Raw genomic sequence first — 17201 nt, forward strand, 5'->3', positions numbered from 1 at the left:
CCCTAAAATTAATTATCTATTCACTAACTACAGCTATTGATTCAAATGATTTTTAACTGCCCTTACTACCAATTCGTGATCTTCTTCTGGTGGTAATCCTGATACTGTTATCATTCCAATAACCCCTACGTTTTTTATTCTGATAGGAAAACATCCACCAAATGCAGCATATTCCGAAGTATCTAAAAGATATTTTTCATTATATGAGATTCCAGTTATTTCACTTTGTATCTGCATATAATACGAGCTACGATCATGCAGGGAAACGACTCGCTTTTTACGCTCAATCCATTTCGTATTTTCCGCATTTGTCCCTGTCATCTTGAAATGAAATAATTGCACACCGTTTTTCGTTATATCAACAGCAATCAATTTTCCTTCTCGCTTTGCTGTTTCCACGATAAATAAACCTAGTTGCAAGGCATCTTCATTTGTAAAAGAGGTAAATTGAAGTGTTTCCTCCTCTTTTAAAATTTGTTTACTTATTTCATTTAAATTTGAAGAACTCATATCTTTAACCTCCATAATTGTTTTATGCCACTGCGGCATTTTTTGAAATTATTAGGCCACATAGTACAACCTTTCAATCAATTTGATTCTAAATAAAATGCTGTAACATCGGTGGTAACTAGTACCGAAAAGCTTGTTTTCTTCTTACTGGTGCTATTATGAATGATATTCAAAATTATAAAAAGTACGCACTTTAAAGTGCTATAGGTACTTTAAAGTACTATTTTACTTATCCCTATCTTACAGAGACTATTATGAAATATATTTAACATCTTAAAAATGTATGTACTAAAGAATAATATTTTTCATATCAAACTTTTTTGCTCAATGGCTGTAATGCAAGCCCATCAAATTTTTGTATAAAAACAAACGAAAAAGAAAAGAATCTAGCCGATACTAGATTCTTTTCTTATCTACAAAATACTCTTATATTTCTTTTGAGTTGTTAAAAACGAATTAGAATAGAACTTCAACTAAAGGCCCATTTTAATTACAGTAAAAGATTGGTGAAACGATACATTACACCACCTAAAAATAGGAGGTAACAAAAATGAGTGAAAAAACAGCAGGCTTTTCACAAGTAAATCACGTCGGAATTACAGTAAGCAATTTAGAAAAATCTATCGTTTTTTATGAAGCATTAACAGGTAAGAAAGTATCAAACATCGATGAAATTGGCGGGAAACGAATGGCGCAAACACAAGGACTTGAAGATACTCGTATTAAATATGCCAATCTACACTTAGACAATTTGAACATCGACATTCTAGAATACGTTGTCCCTAAATCAGATAAAGCATCTTACTCAAATGATCAAATTAGTGCGATGCATCTTTGTTTTGAAGTAGAAGATATTGATGCCGCTGTAGAACGTCTAAAAGCAATTGGGGTAGAACCAGATGGAGAGCCAATTATCTTCCAAGAAGAAGACGGCTTGAAATCTGGATTTGGTACAGGCGTTGCCTACTTCCGTGATCCAGATGGTACTAATTTAGAGCTCATTGCTCCAAAAGGCCCATTTAGACGTGAATAGTAAAAATAAATTAATACCGAAACAGCCACCTTATCTCTGAAAAGGTGGCTGTTTGTTGATAGATTAAATAAAAAGGACAAACTCTCCAACGTGAGAAGTTTGTCCCAAAATAGATATTTCATATTCGACTACTTTGACACTAAAATCAAAAATCGTGAATTAGAATAATGACTTAATACTTGCTAAAACAGTAAGTACACCTACAATAATAACAAATACGTTACTCATTTTCCCTTTGTACTTAGCTAATACCGGTACTTTTTGAATCGCATACATCGGTAATAGACATAAGATAGCAGCAACTAATGGACCGCTTAGAGAATCAATAAGTCCAAGAATACTTGGATTTGTATAAGCAACAAACCAGCATGATAATACAACAAAAGTAAGGATTATTGTCTTAATTGTTTTTTCTTCAATATCTTTTCCACGTGATTTACCAAACTTAATAATCATGTCACGCATTACTTCAAATGCTCCGATATAATGGCCAAGGAATGACTTTGTAATAGCCACAAAAGCAATAATTGGAGCTGCAATCGTGATTACAGGCGAATTAAGCTCATTCGCAAGATATGAAAGAATTGATAAGTTTTGTTCTTTTGCCATTTTTATATCCTCTGGAGTCAAGCTCAATGCGCTACTCCAAACGAAGAACATAACAACAGCGAATGTCATGATATAACAAACCTTTTGTATTTGCGCACATTTCGCATCAGTGGCTTCGATTCCATACGTAGCTCTCTGTTTCACAACAAATGATGAAATCATAGGTGAATGATTAAATGAGAATACGATGATTGGTAGAATCATCAATATCGTCCCAAAATAGCCTGTTCCTGTTGAAGCAGTTGAAACAGCTGAAAAACTAAGCATTGACGTATTCCACTGTGGAATTAAAGATATTGCGATAAACAGTAGAGAAACGATGAAAGGATACACTAACATACTCATTACCTTTACAGTAATATCTTGACCAAAATTTAGTATAGCGATAAGACCAAGAACTAATACAAGTGATAAAATTGCTCTTGGAGGTTCTGGCATGTGCAATTGATGCACGATAAAACTACTTGCAGTGTTTGTAAGCGCAACCGAATACATTAGTACGATTGTATAAATTGAACCGAAATATACGATGTTAAAAATGATACTCGCTTTATTTCCAAAATACTCTCTAATTGTACCTGTGATCCCCTCATCAGCAGAATTAGAAGCGTATATCATTTTAGCAAGCGCCCTATGTGAGTAGTACATAACTGGATATGCAAGCAATGTAATTAGCAGTAAAGATAATAAACCACCTGAACCTGCATTAATCGGTAAAAAGAGCACCCCTGCTCCAATTGCAGTTCCAAATAGACTGAGTGCCCATGTAGTATCCTGCTTATGCCACTTTTTCGGATCTGCATATTGCTCATTGTTTAGTGCGGTATTTTCAGCTTGAACTTCTATTTTCTTTGCAGTATTCCCGTTCATATAATAACTCCCCCTTGTATCTATTCCTGCATCTCTCTTTGCATCTAACAAATATTCCCTTTCCGGAAAATGAATTCCTTACAAGTTGCCCCACATTGTATGTCCTTCATCATAATGAATCCAAATTGAAACATTCGCTAATTAGCGTCCTAATATAATTGTTAGCGTTCACAAAAAAGTTTACTCGTAATATCCGCTCTTTATATAAAGACCCCTTAAGAGAACAATATAGAATAGACTTCATAAATACGTTGCAACATTTCTAATAACAGTGTATTACTTCATGGTTTCTCTTTTTTACTTTTAACAGTAATTTTAGCTAAACCGGCCTCTCTTCATTTGCGAGGCATTTCTTTCTCAATTCTATACATTAACTTTCATAACTTCGGTAGCACTGATAATATTGCTTACACAAGCCACTGAAGCACATTACATTCATTTCGCCTCTAATCACACACCTTTCTTACTAATAATCGCATTTTTTATATTTTCTCCAGAGATAATAAAATTTCTCTCGACGCCCTCATTATAACGTGTATATTTATAAAATTAATATTTTTATATTTTCAGAAATATTAATTGGATATAATTTTACATAGATAACATTTTACAGTTCGCATGCAACCCTTGTTCCTATCGCTTAAAACTGAATGAATTAGCATAAAACACAGTCACATATTATTTATCCAAGTTACTTATTATAAAGATACTTATATTCTTCTTTGTCAAAAAAATTTATTTTAATTTAAAAAGATATTCTAATAAATAATTAATGTGGTTAAAAAGAAATATCTTTTTGAATATACCAACCAATTTTCAGGATATATATTATCGACATTGCATTCATATACATTTTTAGGAAGCTACCTTTTACTTGATGGCAATAAGAGGACCGCTAACATTTTACAAAAACCTACGCTAAACGCAAAAATACAATAAGCTGCCCATATCGGGCAGCTTATTTACATAACAATTGTTATCAGAGGTATGCAAACAACTGAATGCAATGTAATCTTAATTCGAGTTTTTTCAACTCTTCTTCAGGAATATTTCTATATTTATAATGAATCGTTTTTATATCATTTCCTTAGAGATGATATTATTGATTATTGCACGATTCAACCTATTAAAAGCAAATCATGTAATCTTTAAAATCCTTCGTTAACTAGCTCTTTTATTGAGTTTAATTTTGAAGAAAGCTCGATAAACCATTCTTCGTCTCCTGTTAATAATGCAAGGTCTATCAGATAAAGAATTTGCTCCTTATTGATTACCTTTGATTCAGGAAGTTTGTTAACATGTTTACTAAAGAGTAAAATCGCTTCGTTTATTGTGTACTTGTCGTCACGTTTCACAATACTAACTGTAACTATATCTTCCGCTTCATCAAGTGATACAATGTAACCAACTATGAATTCGCCCTCATTTGATATTCCACGAACCCAATCTCCTACTTTTACAACTTGATTATTATTTGACATCATACTTTTTCACCTTCTTATAAATATTTTTTGTGACGATAAAAACGAAATTAAACTGTAATATTTTCCATTACATTTCAATGGTAAGAACTTACGGCTCTATATAACAAGTAAGCCACTTAACGTTCTTGATTGATAAGATCAACAACTTCTTTCATTGTGTAATTCTTTAAGTATTCACCTAGATGTTCTTCCGCACCTAAGAAAATAGTGAACAGCACTTTTCGCATGTTTGAACCTACAATACACTGATCATTTGATTCTGGGCACTTAGGCTGCAATGCACCTTCAGAGGTTATTTGATAAATATGCCAAAGATTAACTTCATCTAAATCTCGGGCGAAAATAAAACCGCCACCAGTCCCCTCTTTCGATTGTATAAACTTATGTTTTTTTAACAAACTTAGCACTTTGCGAATGCGTACTGGGTGAACCCCCGCACTTTCTGAAATAGCATTACTTGTTGACATCCTGTCTGGCTGTAAAGCTAAATAAGTTAAACTGTGTATGGCCAAAGTAAAGTCGCTGCTCATTGTTTTCCTCCTACGATCAAAAATATTATTTCTCCTATATTAACATACTGTAGCCATAAATATTACAGATAGGTTAGCCAGACGTTAAAATATATAAGAACCACTCTTAGCATAAAGAAATAGATTCCATAACTCCCTTTAGCTTTTTAAGTTAAACATACATTTAAAGACTCCATTGTTTCTTCACTTGCTCTTCTGCCAACTGTTTAATTTTTGTCCATATCGTATCTTTGCTTACAATAACATTTGTTTGATAATTTCTATCGTTATAATTGACTGTAACACATACTTCTATCATTTCCTGCTTCCTCCTTTCAAACAAATTTCTTATCTATATTTAAGTCCTGAAAAGTCTTGGGTTTATTTAAAGCCTCTAACTTGTAACTTCACTTTTTAAATAATCCAATTTAAAAGCCCCACTGCTTTTTGACTTGTTCTTCTGCCAATTGTTTAATTTTTGTCCATATCGTACCTTTACTTACAATAACATTTGTTTGATAATTTCTATCGTTATAATTGACTGTAACACATACTTCTATCATTTCCTGCTTTCTCCTTTCAAAAAACTTTTCCTAAAAATTATTACTTATTAATTAGCCAATTTTTGCAGTTCAATATTTAAAAATGTTCGAACGCTACGTGGTAAAAATTTACGAATTTCTTCGTCATTAAAACCAATCTGTAATCTTTTCTCGTCCAGCATAATTGGGCGACGCAACATTAGCGGATGCTCAATTATTAATTGATAAAATTCATTCAGCGAAAGCTCATCTATATTTATATTTAAGTCTTGAAAAGTTTTGGATCTAGTTGAAATAATTTCAGTAGCACCCTCTTCAGTTAAACGAAGAATGGATTTAAGTTCATCCACTGTCATAGAATTGGATACGATATTTTTTTCAGTATAATCAATTTGATTCTCCTCCAGCCATGCTTTCGCTTTTCGGCATGAACCGCAGCTTGCTGTTGTATATAAAACCACCATATTTCACTCACTCCTTTAATATTCTTTATGAAACTTCAATTTTAAATATCGGTCATTTAAATGTATTAAAAAAAATTACAGTTCAGAATCAAATTCACGTAATGTTATTTATTCGGCAATGTTTTATTTATCTCTATTATTCATGCTATATTTTACAGACGATAACAACTCACTTTTAAAAATCTTACTGTAATTTTAAACTTTACAGTTCAATTAATCAACTGTTAAGTCTTGGATTCATTTTAATAACAGAACAAATTGTTCTCATGTAAAATTGCCCATAGCATGGTAGCTCCTTCAAAGCACATTTCACGCATTTCTTGCTTACAAGTGCTATTATGGATTATATTCAGCATAATAAAAAGTACGTACTTTAAAGTGTTATAGGTACTAAAAAGTAACGTATGCATTTTCAAGTGCCGTTCTGCTTATTTCTCTCTTACATCGGTTATTATGAACGATATTTCGCACAATAAATAGTGCGCACTTTAAAGTGTTATAGGCACTAAAAAGAAATAATTTTATTATTAAAGCGTATGTAAGTCCAAAACTGTAATCTACATTCATCAAAGGAGTTTTTTTATGAAGACATACAATATTCCTGTAGAAGCGACTTTAGAAGTTATTGGCGGAAAGTGGAAGGTTGTTATTCTTTGCCATTTAAAAAAAGGAACAAAAAGAACGAGTGAATTAAAACGTTTAATGCCTGGTATTACACAAAAAATGTTAACACAACAATTACGGGAACTAGAAGAAGATGGTGTAATCCAAAGGAAGGTATATGACCAAGTGCCACCGAAAGTAGAGTACTCTTTAACGGATTACGGTTCGTCTTTAGGAGCCATACTTGATTCCCTCTGCACTTGGGGAGAAGTTCATCTTGAAAAAAACGGGAATACTTCCATGCTGATTACAGCAGATGAATAATAGCTGTTCCTACTATATTGAAAACAGAAAATAGGTTGAGGCAATACGTGCCCCAACCTATTTTTTATACCTCTTTATAACTTTTTGCAGTAATAACTGTTTCGAATTCAAAGGTTTCCGGCAAATGATTGGCGTAAGAGTATTCAAAAGTGCGTCCATCCGTTAAGTAGGCCACCTGTTCCACTCTCATTAGGAAATCTTGATTTGTTAAGTTCATAAACTGCTTTTCTTTATCATCCGGGCGAATTCCTTTAACCCTAACAACGGATGTTCCCACTTGAAGACCTAGTTTATTTTGAATGTGGGAGTAGATTGATTCCTCTAAAACAGAAACATCAACACCTGGAATGACCGAAATCGGCATCCATGTATGCTCCATAATCGTTGGAATACTGTGAATGATGCGGAGGCGGATGATTTTATATACAAAATCCCCTACTGAAATACCCAATTTTTCAGCAATGACTTCATCGGCACCGACAATCGTAAACTCAATAATTTTACTTTCTACCTCACTGCCATAAACAGCTTTCGTACCTGTTAAAGTTTGAATCATTCGCGCCTTTTCTTGCTGACGCCAATCTTGAACGACCGTTCCACTTCCGCGCCGGCGAATGATGTAGCCGTCTCTAACTAACAGATCCAGCGCCTTTTTTATAGTAAGGACAGAAACATCAAATTCTTCAGCAAGGACGGGGCTACTTGGAATTTTTTCGTTAATCTTATATTCGCCGTCTAAAATTTGCTGTTTCATTTTTTGATAAATGCCGAGGTATTTTACTTGTGTGGATCCGCTTGCCATTTCCATACCTCCTTTATGCTGTATTCCCTCTTCTATTCATTTAAGTTTAAAGCCTCAAGTTTGTAAACGGAAGGTGATGGCGCAGCAAATCCGTTTTCTAAGATTTCAATATTCGTTACCGCTTCTTCGTCTTTCACAAGCTTTGGTGCACCATTTACAATTGTTTCATACGCTGCATCATAAAAACGACCGTAATCACCAAGTGGCGTTTTAATTTGTTTTTCAATCCAATCACCGTTTGCGTTGCGATATTTCGCAATTCCATAGTACATCGGTGAATCTTCACCAAATCCTGCACTCTCAGGCATAATACCCGCTTTCAAATCATTTTCCTGCTGATCTTCACCATATTTAATAAACGATCCATTTGTTCCATGAACGATAAAGCGCGGATAATCTTTCGCTACAACATGGTTCGTTTTCAGTTTAATTTTCAACTTATTTCCGTAATGTAGACCAACATCGAAATAATTATCAACCGCACCTTCCACTTCATTATTACGAATATCGTATGTCACCGTATCTGGACGGCCAAACAGTGAAATCATACGGTCCATCGTATGAATACCTAAACTGTAAAATGAACCTTCTTCTTTCGGACCTTCGTGAGTGATTGAACCAGGACGGAAATAATCAATATGTGATTCAACCTCAACAATATCACCAAGGAATCCTTGTTCCACAACTTGCTTCACTGCTAAGAAATCACCATCAAAACGGCGGTTTTGATAAGGCATAACTACTACACCTTTTTCTCGTCCTAAAGCTAATAATTCTTTCGCATGTTCCACTGTATCGCAAAATGGTTTTTCAACGATAACTGATTTTCCAGCAAGTATAACTTTTTTCGCTAATTCGTAATGCGTATGTGCTGGCGTACAGATTGTCACTACTTGGATTTCTTTATCATTCAACAATTCGTTCAAATTAGTAGTGAAACTAACACCTTTTTCCTTATATGGAGCCGCTAATTCTTCATTAATTTGGCGAGCAAAAATCGTTTTTACTTTTATATTTTTACGTATATTCACATACGGTAAGTGATAGCGGTTAGCTGATTTTCCAAATCCAATAAAGCCCATTGTTAATGTCATATTCTTCAACTTCCTTGCTCATAAATTTTTGATTCTATATTTATTATATATTTTTATCATTAAAAGTATATAGTTTTGTTTTTAAAATTATATATAAAAAAGTCGAGATGGAAATCATTTTCTGATTCCGATCTCGACTTTAAGTTATAGACTTATGTCCTACCATCATTTTATTTACACTCGATGAGTAGTTAAAGAGCTGCTTCATTACATGCTCTTATTCATACATATAAGAACGTGTCATCGGAATTGTATCGTTAATACCTTTTGTAAATACAAATTGATGTAAATCAATATTACCTGTAAAGAACGAAGCTGCACATGCATTTAAATATAAGCGCCACATACGAATGAATCGCTCATCTTTCGTTTTGCGAACTTCCTCCAGTACATTTTCAAAATTTCGAGCCCAATGCTGTAATGTTTTCCCGTAATGTCTACGTAAGCTTTCCACATCAACAATGTAAAATTGTTCGTTTGTCATGTTCGTGATTAATTCGTTAACAGCAGGAACATATCCGCCAGGGAATATATATTTTTCAATCCAACCATTCGTAGCACCACCATTGGCCGGGGAAGTAATACAATGAAGTAGAGAAATCCCACCATCATTTAGTAGTGCATTCACTGTCTCAAAGTATTGTGTAATGTTGTCTTTTCCTACATGTTCAATCATACCTACACTAACAATTTTATCAAATTTACGATTCTTAATATCGCGGTAATCAAGTAAAGATACTTCAACTAAATCCGTAAGTCCCTCTTGTTTAATTCGCTCGGAAGTCTTAGCATATTGTTCCTCACTTAACGTTACCCCCATCGCTTTCACACCGTACTGCTTAGCGGCAGCTGTAATGAGCTCACCCCACCCGCAACCAATATCTAATAGCGTATCACCTTTTTGAAGGTTCAACTTTTTCAAAATATGATTCACTTTATTATGCTGAGCTGTCGTTAAAGAATCTTGCTCATTTTGGAAATACGCACAAGAATACGTCATTGTTTCATCTAGCCATAATTTATAGAAATCGTTCCCAATATCATAATGATGAGCAATATCATCTTTATTTTTTTGTTTTGAGAAATTCCATTTACTTTTGAAATATTGCAACTTACTATCACCTAAAAAGCTATCCTGCCTTTTATAAATTGATTGAATTGCTTTTTCAAGATTCCCTTCTATTTCAAGATCTCCATTCATATATGCTTCACCGAATGCGATAGAAGGATCCTTAGCAATCTCTTTTTTTGAAAGCGGCTTATGGAATGTTACATGAAATTGAGGTTCCCCTTCTCCATATTGTATTGTTTCTCCATTCCAAAGTGTAATTTGAACTGGATCTGAAAAAAGATTTTTAAGTATTTTTTTATAAAAAAGTTCTTCAACCATATAAACATCTCCTACTAAAGAAATTGAACAAAAAACTATACTAGTTAATAAGTCTTTTTGAACATAGCTTAAAACCGTTATGATTTCTTGCTACGAGTGTCATTATAAAACGGTTATATTATGAAGCATAGTACGTACTTTAAAGTGATGAAGGCACTTTTAAGTACCTATGAAAACTTTAATCCATTATTCATCACGACTAAAACAACTGCTATTCTGGTATAGATCCCTACTTTTCACCGTAGTAACTTTCTAAAGTTTTATACTGAAAAAACACCACCTCATCAATAGGTGGCGTTTCAATATTACATATATAGATTTCACTTAACTTTACTATTTTTTCTATCTATGCATCGTTCTCCCCATACGGTCAATTGATTTAATACATTTTGCAAAGACCACCCATAATCAGTTAAGGAGTATTCTACTCGGGGTGGAATTTCTTTATAGATTTCACGTGTAATCACACCATCATCTTCGAGCTCACGTAATTGTTGCGTCAACATTCTAACAGAAATTTCAGGAATTAGACGCTGCAACTCGCTCGTTCGCTTCGTTCCTTTCGTTAAGTGACATAAAATGACGACTTTCCACTTTCCCCCGATAATTTCTAAAGTTGCTTCTATCGGTATATTGTATTGTTTCACACGATCTCCCTCCTTTTTTCTAAATTTCTTCTCTATTGTTACGTAAAAACAAATAATTTTCTATACGGCACATTTTAGTTCCTACAGCACAAAAAAGTACCTATATTACCAAAAAGTAATTATGCCGTTTAAAAATATTTCTATATACAAAAAGAAAAACGAACGTATTCTCGTTCGTTTTTTTCTTGTTTATTCTGCTGTAATAAGCATAGACGTGTTGCCATTCTTTTCAAGATGATGTTCTCCCCAGTTACAAAGAGAATCGAGTATAGCATCTAAAGAATGACCGTATTCCGTTAACGAATACTCTACTTTTGGCGGCACTTGGTTATACACTTTTCTCTCGATTACACCATCTTCTTCTAATTCACGTAATTGTTGCGTTAACATCTTTTGTGTAATACCAGACATTAATTGTTTTAATTCGCACGTTCTCTTTTTATCTTTCTTTAAATGACAAAGGATCACTACTTTCCACTTCCCACCGATAACCTGTAAAGTCGCCTCTACAGGAATATTGTATGTTTTCATATAAAAATCTCCTTTAATAATGTGATAAGGCAAGTAAGCTAAAGATTTAAATATTACTTTTAAGTATCTATAGCACCTTAAAGTACGTACTTTTTATCCTATTAAACATGTTTCATAATAGCATACGTAAACAGCAGATGAGTAGTACGGTACTAAAAAGTACCTGTATTACTTTTTAGTATCTATATCACTTTAAAGTACGTACTTTTCATTATGTAAAATACATTTCATAATAGCATTTGTAAGAGTTGAGTGAGTCATGCAGTATTAGAAATTACATTCTTGTCCCGGTACTTTAAAGTGAGTATTTTTATCATACATTTTGTCCGACGATGAAATGACATATTTTCATTTTCACATCCATTCACAATGATGAATTAATTTTTAAATACATTTTAGGAGGATATTAATAATGAGTAAATTACTAAAAGAAAAAATTGGTTTTGGTACAGCACCACTAGGAAATATGTACCGTAATATTCCAGAAGAAGAAGCAATCGCTACAGTGGATGCTGCTTGGGATAATGGCGTTCGTTACTTTGATACAGCTCCACTTTATGGATCTGGTTTAGCAGAAATTCGTCTTGGCGAAGCACTATCAAAAAGAAATCGTGATGATTACTTTTTAAGCACAAAAGTCGGTCGAACGATTTCAGATGAACTAGAAGATCCATCTGCACGTGATTTAGGTGAAAAAGGCGGACTTTTCGAATTTGGCCGCAAAAATAAAATGATCAATGACTATAGTGCAGATGCAACACTTCGTTCTATCGAGCAAAGTTTGAAACGTTTAAAAACAGATCGTCTAGACTTTGTTTTCATTCATGATTTAGCACAAGACTTTTATGGTGATGAGTGGATTTCACAATTTGAAACAGCTCGAACAAGAGCATTCCGTGCACTAACACGTTTACGTGAAGAAGGCGTTATTAAAGGCTGGGGACTTGGAGTAAACAAAGTAGAATCAATTGAACTGATGCTTGATTTAGAAGAAGCGCAGCCAAATATATCCTTACTAGCTGGTCGTTATTCATTACTAGACCACGAGCGTGCATTACAACGAGTAATGCCTGCGGCTGTTAAGCATAATATGGATATTGTTGTTGGTGGCCCATATAGCTCAGGTATTCTTGCTGGAGGTGCTCACTTCGAATATCAAAAAGCCTCACCAGAAATCATTGCAAAAGTTGAGAAAATCAAAGCTCTTGCAGATCGTCACGAAATCAGTATCAAAGCTGCTGCATTACAATTTTCACTAGCGAATCCAGCAGTTGCTGCCGTTGTTCCTGGTGCAAGTAAACCGGAACGAATTGTAGAAGACCAAAACGCCTTAAATACAGTAATTCCAGCAGCATTCTGGGAAGAAATGCGCGAACAAAAACTAGTAGCACCTAATGCACCACTACCAATCAACGTAAAATAAATTGAAACCTTAATCAGTGGGGCAATCCCCACTGATTATTTACCCGCAAATACCGGGATGAAAAGGAGCGTAATGAACATGGCACAGACTACTACATCTATGGAAATTTTCGGTTCACCTGAACAAGTATGGCAATTAATCGGAGGTTTCAACTCCCTTCCAGACTGGTTACCTTATATACCTAACAGTAAATTAACGGAAGGCGGTCGTGTACGTCACCTAGCTAATCCAGATGGTGACACGATTATAGAACGATTAGAAGTATTCAATGAGAAAGAACGATACTACACGTATTCAATCATGAATGCACCATTCCCAGTCACTAATTATTTATCTACAATCCAGGTGAAAGAAGGTACTGAAAGTAACACATCGGTAGTAGAGTGGTCTGGTACGTTCACTCCTGTTGAAGTTAGTGATGAAGAGGCAATAAACCTTTTTCATAGTATTTACAGTGATGGACTGAAAGCATTGCAACAAGCATTTCTAGATTGAGCTATTAAAAACAATGAAAAGCAAAGCGATATCGCTTTGCTTTTTTATAAAATCCCTTTTAACTTTTCACCAATTAACTTCGCTACATACTCATAGCCTTCTGGTCCAAAGTGTAGCCCATCTCTTTCATCATTTTCTACAAACCTTTTATAATTCCGTTCTTGAATCATTTCAGCATACAAATTTAGAAAATAGCTTCCTGTTTCTTTCGCCACTTCCTCTACCACGTCTGCATACTGACCGAGTACTTCATTTGTTCTATTATGCTGTCTTTCTTCATCAACTGGGGCAGGACTAATAAGCAGTACTTTACCTGAAGAAATATGGTTCACAATCTTCTCTAAATTTTCTTTGTATGCTTGTAATGACCCTTGCGAAAAAGAGACTGCATCATTCGTGCCAAGAAAAACTGTTACGAAATCTGGTTTATGTGATAATACATCTTCTTTAATCCTTTTTAACGCATCAAACGTATTATCACCTGGAACACCTGCATTCACTACGTTCCAATTCGGAAACATCTCTCGCAAACGTGGTGTTAACCTCGGCGTTCCATTGAAAAACACTTCATCAGCTGTAATACTATCCCCAAAGCATACTAACGTTTTCATAAAACTAACTCTCCTTTTACGTATGAAACAACTTTCCTTCTACCGCCTTAATATATCTTTCAGCAGAACGTTCCACTGCCTCATTTGCATGTTCTTTTACTACTCGATGAAAAGCGTTGTATAACCGATTAAACTGTAACGGCTTCACTCGATTCACCATTTCTTCCACTTTTCTCGCTGGTAATGGAATTAAGTTTGGATAGCTGTACATAAAGCTTACCCATCGTTCATCCGCTACAACTTGAATAATATCACCTGTTAACAAAATTCCTTTCCCATCATTACCTTCTTCCCAATGTAAGACAGATCCACCTTTAAAATGACCACCTAAACGATGAATAACCAATCCATCCGCTAATTGTAAAGACTCACCAGACCAATAAATAATACGACTACTCGGGCGCATCACCCACTCTTTATCATCTTCGTGTATATAAATTGGTACATCAAATGTCTCTGCCCATTCTACTTGTGTTGAATAATAATGAGGATGAGACAAGGCAATTGCATCTAGTCCACCAAGCTCTTTTATTTTCGCAATTGTCGTTTCATCTAAATAAGTAATACAGTCCCATAGTAAACGATATGATTCTGTTTTCACTACATATGCCGTTTGACCAATCGCAAATCCTGGTTTTGTTGTAATACTAAAAAGCCCATTTTCCTCTTCGATTATTTCATTTTTATATGTATCACTTGTTTGTAAGCTTTCTAGCGTCGTCCAAGACTGCCCTTTCGGATTCACATATTGTCTCTCTTCATCACAAATATGACAACTCACTGGTTCTTCTACACCCGCTGCATACTGCACGCCACACGTTGTACAAACGAAATTTTTCATCATAATTTCCCCTATCCCTCTATTTTTATTAAGCTGATTTTTGTTGATAATGATCTGCTTTTTTATTTTCAATTAATAAACTGATAAAAGTAAGTAAATAAACACCTGTAACAGATAATGGAATGACAGTAAATCCTTTTTCTGCAAAAAGAATCCCGCAAACTGACGTTACGAATACAGTCCCTACGGATAATAAACCATAACTTTTGCTTTCATAAATCCATACGTACGGGATAAAATGAACACCTATTAACATCGCTACTACAAAAGGTAACCATTCTGGAAATTGAAAATAGGCAAGTAATACAAGCGGAATATTCAATACATTTATCCCACCAATTAATCCTGCCAAAACCCCTAACGGGTTTCCTTTCGCAAACATATCAATTTTCAATATAGCAGCTATCATTAATCCAAAAGGAAACACACATCCCATACCGATTAAATATACCCACACCACTTGTTTTTCAGAAAGAACAAAGCCCATTATACTCATAACTATCCAAAATAAAACACCAGCTAATATAATCGGTAATCCTCGCTTCGTTTTGATTGCTAAATCCTTTTTCGCTTCTGAAACATTCATTTCACGATCCCCCCAAAAATATTTGTACTATAAAGTCACCTCAACCTCATCCATCCAATAACGCCAAGCTGCTAAATAATCTTCTAAATCTTTCGGGTGGTGCCGTAAACATGTATCTATACGCAAATATAATCCTATGACTATCTCTTCATATAAATCACGGTCATTTTTATGAAATACACATTGTTTCATCGCATAACCAATCGTTTCTTTTGTTAAATCTTCTGGAGTTGAACAGAACGCATAAATTAAATCGTATATAGGATCTCCTAACACTGGTAGGGGATCAATTACACCATGCAACTCATTTCCTTGAAATATAAAATTATGAAATCCAAGATCACCATGTAATAAAAATGGCTGATTTATTCCAGCATCCCTATTCGCTAACTTAAGAACTTTTCTATACTCTTCCTCACTTATGTACGGTCTTACATTTTTATGAGCTTCCACCACATTTGTCGTTAAAAATTCATTCCAAGATTGAACCGGACTTTCTTTCCATCCCCAGCCATCTATACGTGAAACTATTTCATACTTATTAATAACTTCTTTTACAAGGGTACTAAGCGTAATTCTTTTTTGTCCTCGTCCGCACGAAGTACTACCTTCAAGGAAAGAATACACAATATATGTATGTAAAGGTTCCTTATACAAAAGATTTGCAAACAAAGTATTCCTTTCATAAAAAGAAAGAAAAATAGCTTCTTCACGTATTACTTCCGCTTCATTAAGTTTTACAACGTATTTTTCATCCAACAAATATACAGTACTTGTCGTTCCCCCGTTCAGCACTTTTACGCTAGTTGGATAATGTGAAATCACTTTCTCCTTAACTAGTTGTGCAGCGATTGTTGAAATGTCCATTCCCTCACCCTTTAATCCCGAAGATTTCTTCAATTCAAAAGACAACTTTACTATTATTTGACAAACACAAGGGAATTCCTCCTAAAAATCTTAATATAACAAAAAATAATTTTATTTCATTGCAACTGCTTCCTTCAATATTTCATCAAATAATTCATTCCATTTATGATAATGTGATACAATTTCTTCACTCCAAATGATCTTCATTTAATCTAGTAATTTCTATTAAATTATCTCTTTCTTTTAACTTACGAGCTAAACTTTCTACACCAAAAACTTCTGTAAATGTGTGGCTACCTACTATTAAGTTAATGCCTTTAAATTTCGCATGTTGCACTGTGTATAATGTTTTTTCTCCAGTTATATACGTGTCACACCCTTTTTCTAATGCACGTTCAATCAAATTTGTATTGTTCCCTGCACCAGTTAAAATCGCAATTCGTTTTACTGGTTTATCATGGTTTCTCCAGCTCTTCACTTTCTCTTCCATTTTTTCTTCAAGTCTTTCAACCAAGTTTAAAAATGCAATCGGTGCTTTAAATTCTCCTATTCCAGGTAATTCCTCTTCCTCATACGTAGAGTATTCTAAAATTGTATCTATCGCAATTTCATTAAATAATGATGTACACGTACCAAATTCAATAAAATCTAACGGCAAATGAATCCAAAAATGATTCATTTCATATTGTTTTAATTTCTCAATACAAGCCTCTTCCATTCCAAATAAAAAACTCCACGGTGCATGATGTGTAACTATCATGTCGATTCCATTTTTATACCCTTCTTCAATCGTCTCTAACGTCAAATTTGTTGTGTAACCAATTTTGTGAAATTCATCTTTACTTATATGAGTAAATCCATATTCACCATCACCGTATTTATGAAGATGCTCTCCAAATAATGATGTTATATATTCATTAAACTGCGTTATATTCATTTTTATTTCTCCTTTCATTTACTTTTATA

21 protein-coding genes are annotated in these 17201 nt (G+C 34.2%); 4 read left to right on the forward strand and 17 right to left on the reverse strand.

The window, feature by feature from the left end:
* Positions 1 to 33: 33 nt before the first annotated feature.
* Entirely contained in the window at positions 34 to 549 is a 516-nt protein-coding gene (locus ACTT1L_RS03580) for a heme-degrading domain-containing protein (RefSeq protein ID WP_003267145.1), read from the reverse strand.
* A 511-nt stretch (positions 550 to 1060) separates the two neighbouring features.
* Between ACTT1L_RS03580 and ACTT1L_RS03585 the strand changes: the two genes are divergently transcribed.
* Positions 1061 to 1543, forward strand: coding sequence for a VOC family protein (locus ACTT1L_RS03585; RefSeq protein ID WP_061129150.1), 483 nt, complete (start codon positions 1061 to 1063; stop codon positions 1541 to 1543).
* A gap of 159 nt (positions 1544 to 1702) precedes the next feature.
* On the opposite strand, the gene ACTT1L_RS03590 is transcribed toward ACTT1L_RS03585, so the two are convergent.
* The 6 genes from ACTT1L_RS03590 to spxA all read right to left on the reverse strand — a co-directional run bounded on the left by ACTT1L_RS03590 (position 1703) and on the right by spxA (position 6021).
* On the reverse strand, positions 1703 to 3022 hold the full coding sequence (locus tag ACTT1L_RS03590) for an aromatic amino acid transport family protein (protein WP_001014180.1): 1320 nt from the start codon (positions 3020 to 3022) through the stop codon (positions 1703 to 1705).
* A 1148-nt stretch (positions 3023 to 4170) separates the two neighbouring features.
* Positions 4171 to 4506: an IDEAL domain-containing protein gene (locus ACTT1L_RS03595; protein WP_000987477.1), complete on the reverse strand. Its 336-nt coding sequence runs from the start codon at positions 4504 to 4506 to the stop codon at positions 4171 to 4173.
* 116 nt (positions 4507 to 4622) lie between these two features.
* Positions 4623 to 5036, reverse strand: a complete 414-nt coding sequence (saiR, locus tag ACTT1L_RS03600; protein ID WP_000093217.1) for an Rrf2-family transcriptional regulator SaiR — start codon at positions 5034 to 5036, stop codon at positions 4623 to 4625.
* Positions 5037 to 5199: 163 nt separating this feature from the next.
* Positions 5200 to 5334 (reverse strand): BA3454 family stress response protein, encoded by a 135-nt coding sequence (locus tag ACTT1L_RS03605; RefSeq protein WP_000573531.1) that lies wholly within the window; start codon positions 5332 to 5334, stop codon positions 5200 to 5202.
* 109 nt (positions 5335 to 5443) lie between these two features.
* A complete protein-coding gene (locus tag ACTT1L_RS03610; protein ID WP_000573537.1) occupies positions 5444 to 5578 on the reverse strand; it encodes a BA3454 family stress response protein in 135 nt (44 codons plus the stop codon).
* Between the two features lie 47 nt (positions 5579 to 5625).
* Positions 5626 to 6021 carry a transcriptional regulator SpxA gene (gene spxA / locus ACTT1L_RS03615; protein ID WP_000261183.1) on the reverse strand — a complete coding sequence of 132 codons (396 nt, stop codon included), beginning with the start codon at positions 6019 to 6021 and terminating at the stop codon, positions 5626 to 5628.
* A gap of 582 nt (positions 6022 to 6603) precedes the next feature.
* Here spxA and ACTT1L_RS03620 point away from each other — a divergent pair.
* Positions 6604 to 6948 (forward strand): winged helix-turn-helix transcriptional regulator, encoded by a 345-nt coding sequence (locus ACTT1L_RS03620; RefSeq protein ID WP_071743325.1) that lies wholly within the window; start codon positions 6604 to 6606, stop codon positions 6946 to 6948.
* 64 nt (positions 6949 to 7012) lie between these two features.
* On the opposite strand, the gene ACTT1L_RS03625 is transcribed toward ACTT1L_RS03620, so the two are convergent.
* The 5 genes from ACTT1L_RS03625 to ACTT1L_RS03645 form a co-directional block, all read right to left on the reverse strand.
* The gene (locus ACTT1L_RS03625) at positions 7013 to 7750 is read right to left on the reverse strand and encodes a GntR family transcriptional regulator (protein ID WP_071743327.1); all 738 of its coding nucleotides are present in this window, start codon (positions 7748 to 7750) and stop codon (positions 7013 to 7015) included.
* A 32-nt stretch (positions 7751 to 7782) separates the two neighbouring features.
* A complete protein-coding gene (locus ACTT1L_RS03630) occupies positions 7783 to 8844 on the reverse strand; it encodes an oxidoreductase (protein ID WP_000176611.1) in 1062 nt (353 codons plus the stop codon).
* 217 nt (positions 8845 to 9061) lie between these two features.
* Positions 9062 to 10234 carry a cyclopropane-fatty-acyl-phospholipid synthase gene (locus tag ACTT1L_RS03635; RefSeq protein WP_000229046.1) on the reverse strand — a complete coding sequence of 391 codons (1173 nt, stop codon included), beginning with the start codon at positions 10232 to 10234 and terminating at the stop codon, positions 9062 to 9064.
* Positions 10235 to 10554: 320 nt separating this feature from the next.
* On the reverse strand, positions 10555 to 10881 hold the full coding sequence (locus ACTT1L_RS03640) for a winged helix-turn-helix transcriptional regulator (protein ID WP_000816333.1): 327 nt from the start codon (positions 10879 to 10881) through the stop codon (positions 10555 to 10557).
* A 189-nt stretch (positions 10882 to 11070) separates the two neighbouring features.
* On the reverse strand, positions 11071 to 11412 hold the full coding sequence (locus ACTT1L_RS03645) for a winged helix-turn-helix transcriptional regulator (protein WP_000860838.1): 342 nt from the start codon (positions 11410 to 11412) through the stop codon (positions 11071 to 11073).
* 412 nt (positions 11413 to 11824) lie between these two features.
* Between ACTT1L_RS03645 and ACTT1L_RS03650 the strand changes: the two genes are divergently transcribed.
* A complete protein-coding gene (locus tag ACTT1L_RS03650; protein WP_442821800.1) occupies positions 11825 to 12835 on the forward strand; it encodes an aldo/keto reductase in 1011 nt (336 codons plus the stop codon).
* Between the two features lie 78 nt (positions 12836 to 12913).
* Entirely contained in the window at positions 12914 to 13330 is a 417-nt protein-coding gene (locus tag ACTT1L_RS03655) for an SRPBCC family protein (protein WP_000079489.1), read from the forward strand.
* A 44-nt stretch (positions 13331 to 13374) separates the two neighbouring features.
* Here the strand turns inward: ACTT1L_RS03655 and ACTT1L_RS03660 are convergent, their stop codons facing one another.
* The 5 genes from ACTT1L_RS03660 to ACTT1L_RS03680 all read right to left on the reverse strand — a co-directional run bounded on the left by ACTT1L_RS03660 (position 13375) and on the right by ACTT1L_RS03680 (position 17172).
* Positions 13375 to 13941: an SGNH/GDSL hydrolase family protein gene (locus tag ACTT1L_RS03660; protein ID WP_000855219.1), complete on the reverse strand. Its 567-nt coding sequence runs from the start codon at positions 13939 to 13941 to the stop codon at positions 13375 to 13377.
* A gap of 16 nt (positions 13942 to 13957) precedes the next feature.
* A complete protein-coding gene (locus ACTT1L_RS03665; protein ID WP_001992904.1) occupies positions 13958 to 14785 on the reverse strand; it encodes an MBL fold metallo-hydrolase in 828 nt (275 codons plus the stop codon).
* Positions 14786 to 14810: 25 nt separating this feature from the next.
* Positions 14811 to 15368, reverse strand: coding sequence for a DUF7010 family protein (locus ACTT1L_RS03670; RefSeq protein WP_001102937.1), 558 nt, complete (start codon positions 15366 to 15368; stop codon positions 14811 to 14813).
* Between the two features lie 27 nt (positions 15369 to 15395).
* The gene (locus tag ACTT1L_RS03675; RefSeq protein ID WP_071743340.1) at positions 15396 to 16235 is read right to left on the reverse strand and encodes an aminoglycoside phosphotransferase family protein; all 840 of its coding nucleotides are present in this window, start codon (positions 16233 to 16235) and stop codon (positions 15396 to 15398) included.
* Positions 16236 to 16422: 187 nt separating this feature from the next.
* Positions 16423 to 17172 carry a Nif3-like dinuclear metal center hexameric protein gene (locus ACTT1L_RS03680; RefSeq protein WP_048557280.1) on the reverse strand — a complete coding sequence of 250 codons (750 nt, stop codon included), beginning with the start codon at positions 17170 to 17172 and terminating at the stop codon, positions 16423 to 16425.
* Positions 17173 to 17201 lie beyond the last annotated feature (29 nt).

Origin of the sequence: Bacillus sp. FH (assembly GCF_052216825.1) — a bacterium.
GTDB classification, from domain to species: domain Bacteria; phylum Bacillota; class Bacilli; order Bacillales; family Bacillaceae_G; genus Bacillus_A; species Bacillus_A paranthracis.

What these genes read in the sequence shown, in the direction of transcription:
- ACTT1L_RS03580 (WP_003267145.1), bottom strand. Translation starts at nt 549, where the DNA reads ATGCCGCAGTGGCATAAAACAATTATGGAGGTTAAAGATATGAGTTCT.
- ACTT1L_RS03585 (WP_061129150.1), top strand. Translation starts at nt 1,061, where the DNA reads ATGAGTGAAAAAACAGCAGGCTTTTCACAAGTAAATCACGTCGGAATT.
- ACTT1L_RS03590 (WP_001014180.1), bottom strand. Translation starts at nt 3,022, where the DNA reads ATGAACGGGAATACTGCAAAGAAAATAGAAGTTCAAGCTGAAAATACC.
- ACTT1L_RS03595 (WP_000987477.1), bottom strand. Translation starts at nt 4,506, where the DNA reads ATGATGTCAAATAATAATCAAGTTGTAAAAGTAGGAGATTGGGTTCGT.
- saiR (WP_000093217.1), bottom strand. Translation starts at nt 5,036, where the DNA reads ATGAGCAGCGACTTTACTTTGGCCATACACAGTTTAACTTATTTAGCT.
- ACTT1L_RS03605 (WP_000573531.1), bottom strand. Translation starts at nt 5,334, where the DNA reads ATGATAGAAGTATGTGTTACAGTCAATTATAACGATAGAAATTATCAA.
- ACTT1L_RS03610 (WP_000573537.1), bottom strand. Translation starts at nt 5,578, where the DNA reads ATGATAGAAGTATGTGTTACAGTCAATTATAACGATAGAAATTATCAA.
- spxA (WP_000261183.1), bottom strand. Translation starts at nt 6,021, where the DNA reads ATGGTGGTTTTATATACAACAGCAAGCTGCGGTTCATGCCGAAAAGCG.
- ACTT1L_RS03620 (WP_071743325.1), top strand. Translation starts at nt 6,604, where the DNA reads ATGAAGACATACAATATTCCTGTAGAAGCGACTTTAGAAGTTATTGGC.
- ACTT1L_RS03625 (WP_071743327.1), bottom strand. Translation starts at nt 7,750, where the DNA reads ATGGCAAGCGGATCCACACAAGTAAAATACCTCGGCATTTATCAAAAA.
- ACTT1L_RS03630 (WP_000176611.1), bottom strand. Translation starts at nt 8,844, where the DNA reads ATGACATTAACAATGGGCTTTATTGGATTTGGAAAATCAGCTAACCGC.
- ACTT1L_RS03635 (WP_000229046.1), bottom strand. Translation starts at nt 10,234, where the DNA reads ATGGTTGAAGAACTTTTTTATAAAAAAATACTTAAAAATCTTTTTTCA.
- ACTT1L_RS03645 (WP_000860838.1), bottom strand. Translation starts at nt 11,412, where the DNA reads ATGAAAACATACAATATTCCTGTAGAGGCGACTTTACAGGTTATCGGT.
- ACTT1L_RS03650 (WP_442821800.1), top strand. Translation starts at nt 11,825, where the DNA reads ATGAGTAAATTACTAAAAGAAAAAATTGGTTTTGGTACAGCACCACTA.
- ACTT1L_RS03655 (WP_000079489.1), top strand. Translation starts at nt 12,914, where the DNA reads ATGGCACAGACTACTACATCTATGGAAATTTTCGGTTCACCTGAACAA.
- ACTT1L_RS03660 (WP_000855219.1), bottom strand. Translation starts at nt 13,941, where the DNA reads ATGAAAACGTTAGTATGCTTTGGGGATAGTATTACAGCTGATGAAGTG.
- ACTT1L_RS03665 (WP_001992904.1), bottom strand. Translation starts at nt 14,785, where the DNA reads ATGATGAAAAATTTCGTTTGTACAACGTGTGGCGTGCAGTATGCAGCG.
- ACTT1L_RS03670 (WP_001102937.1), bottom strand. Translation starts at nt 15,368, where the DNA reads ATGAATGTTTCAGAAGCGAAAAAGGATTTAGCAATCAAAACGAAGCGA.
- ACTT1L_RS03675 (WP_071743340.1), bottom strand. Translation starts at nt 16,235, where the DNA reads ATGGACATTTCAACAATCGCTGCACAACTAGTTAAGGAGAAAGTGATT.
- ACTT1L_RS03680 (WP_048557280.1), bottom strand. Translation starts at nt 17,172, where the DNA reads ATGAATATAACGCAGTTTAATGAATATATAACATCATTATTTGGAGAG.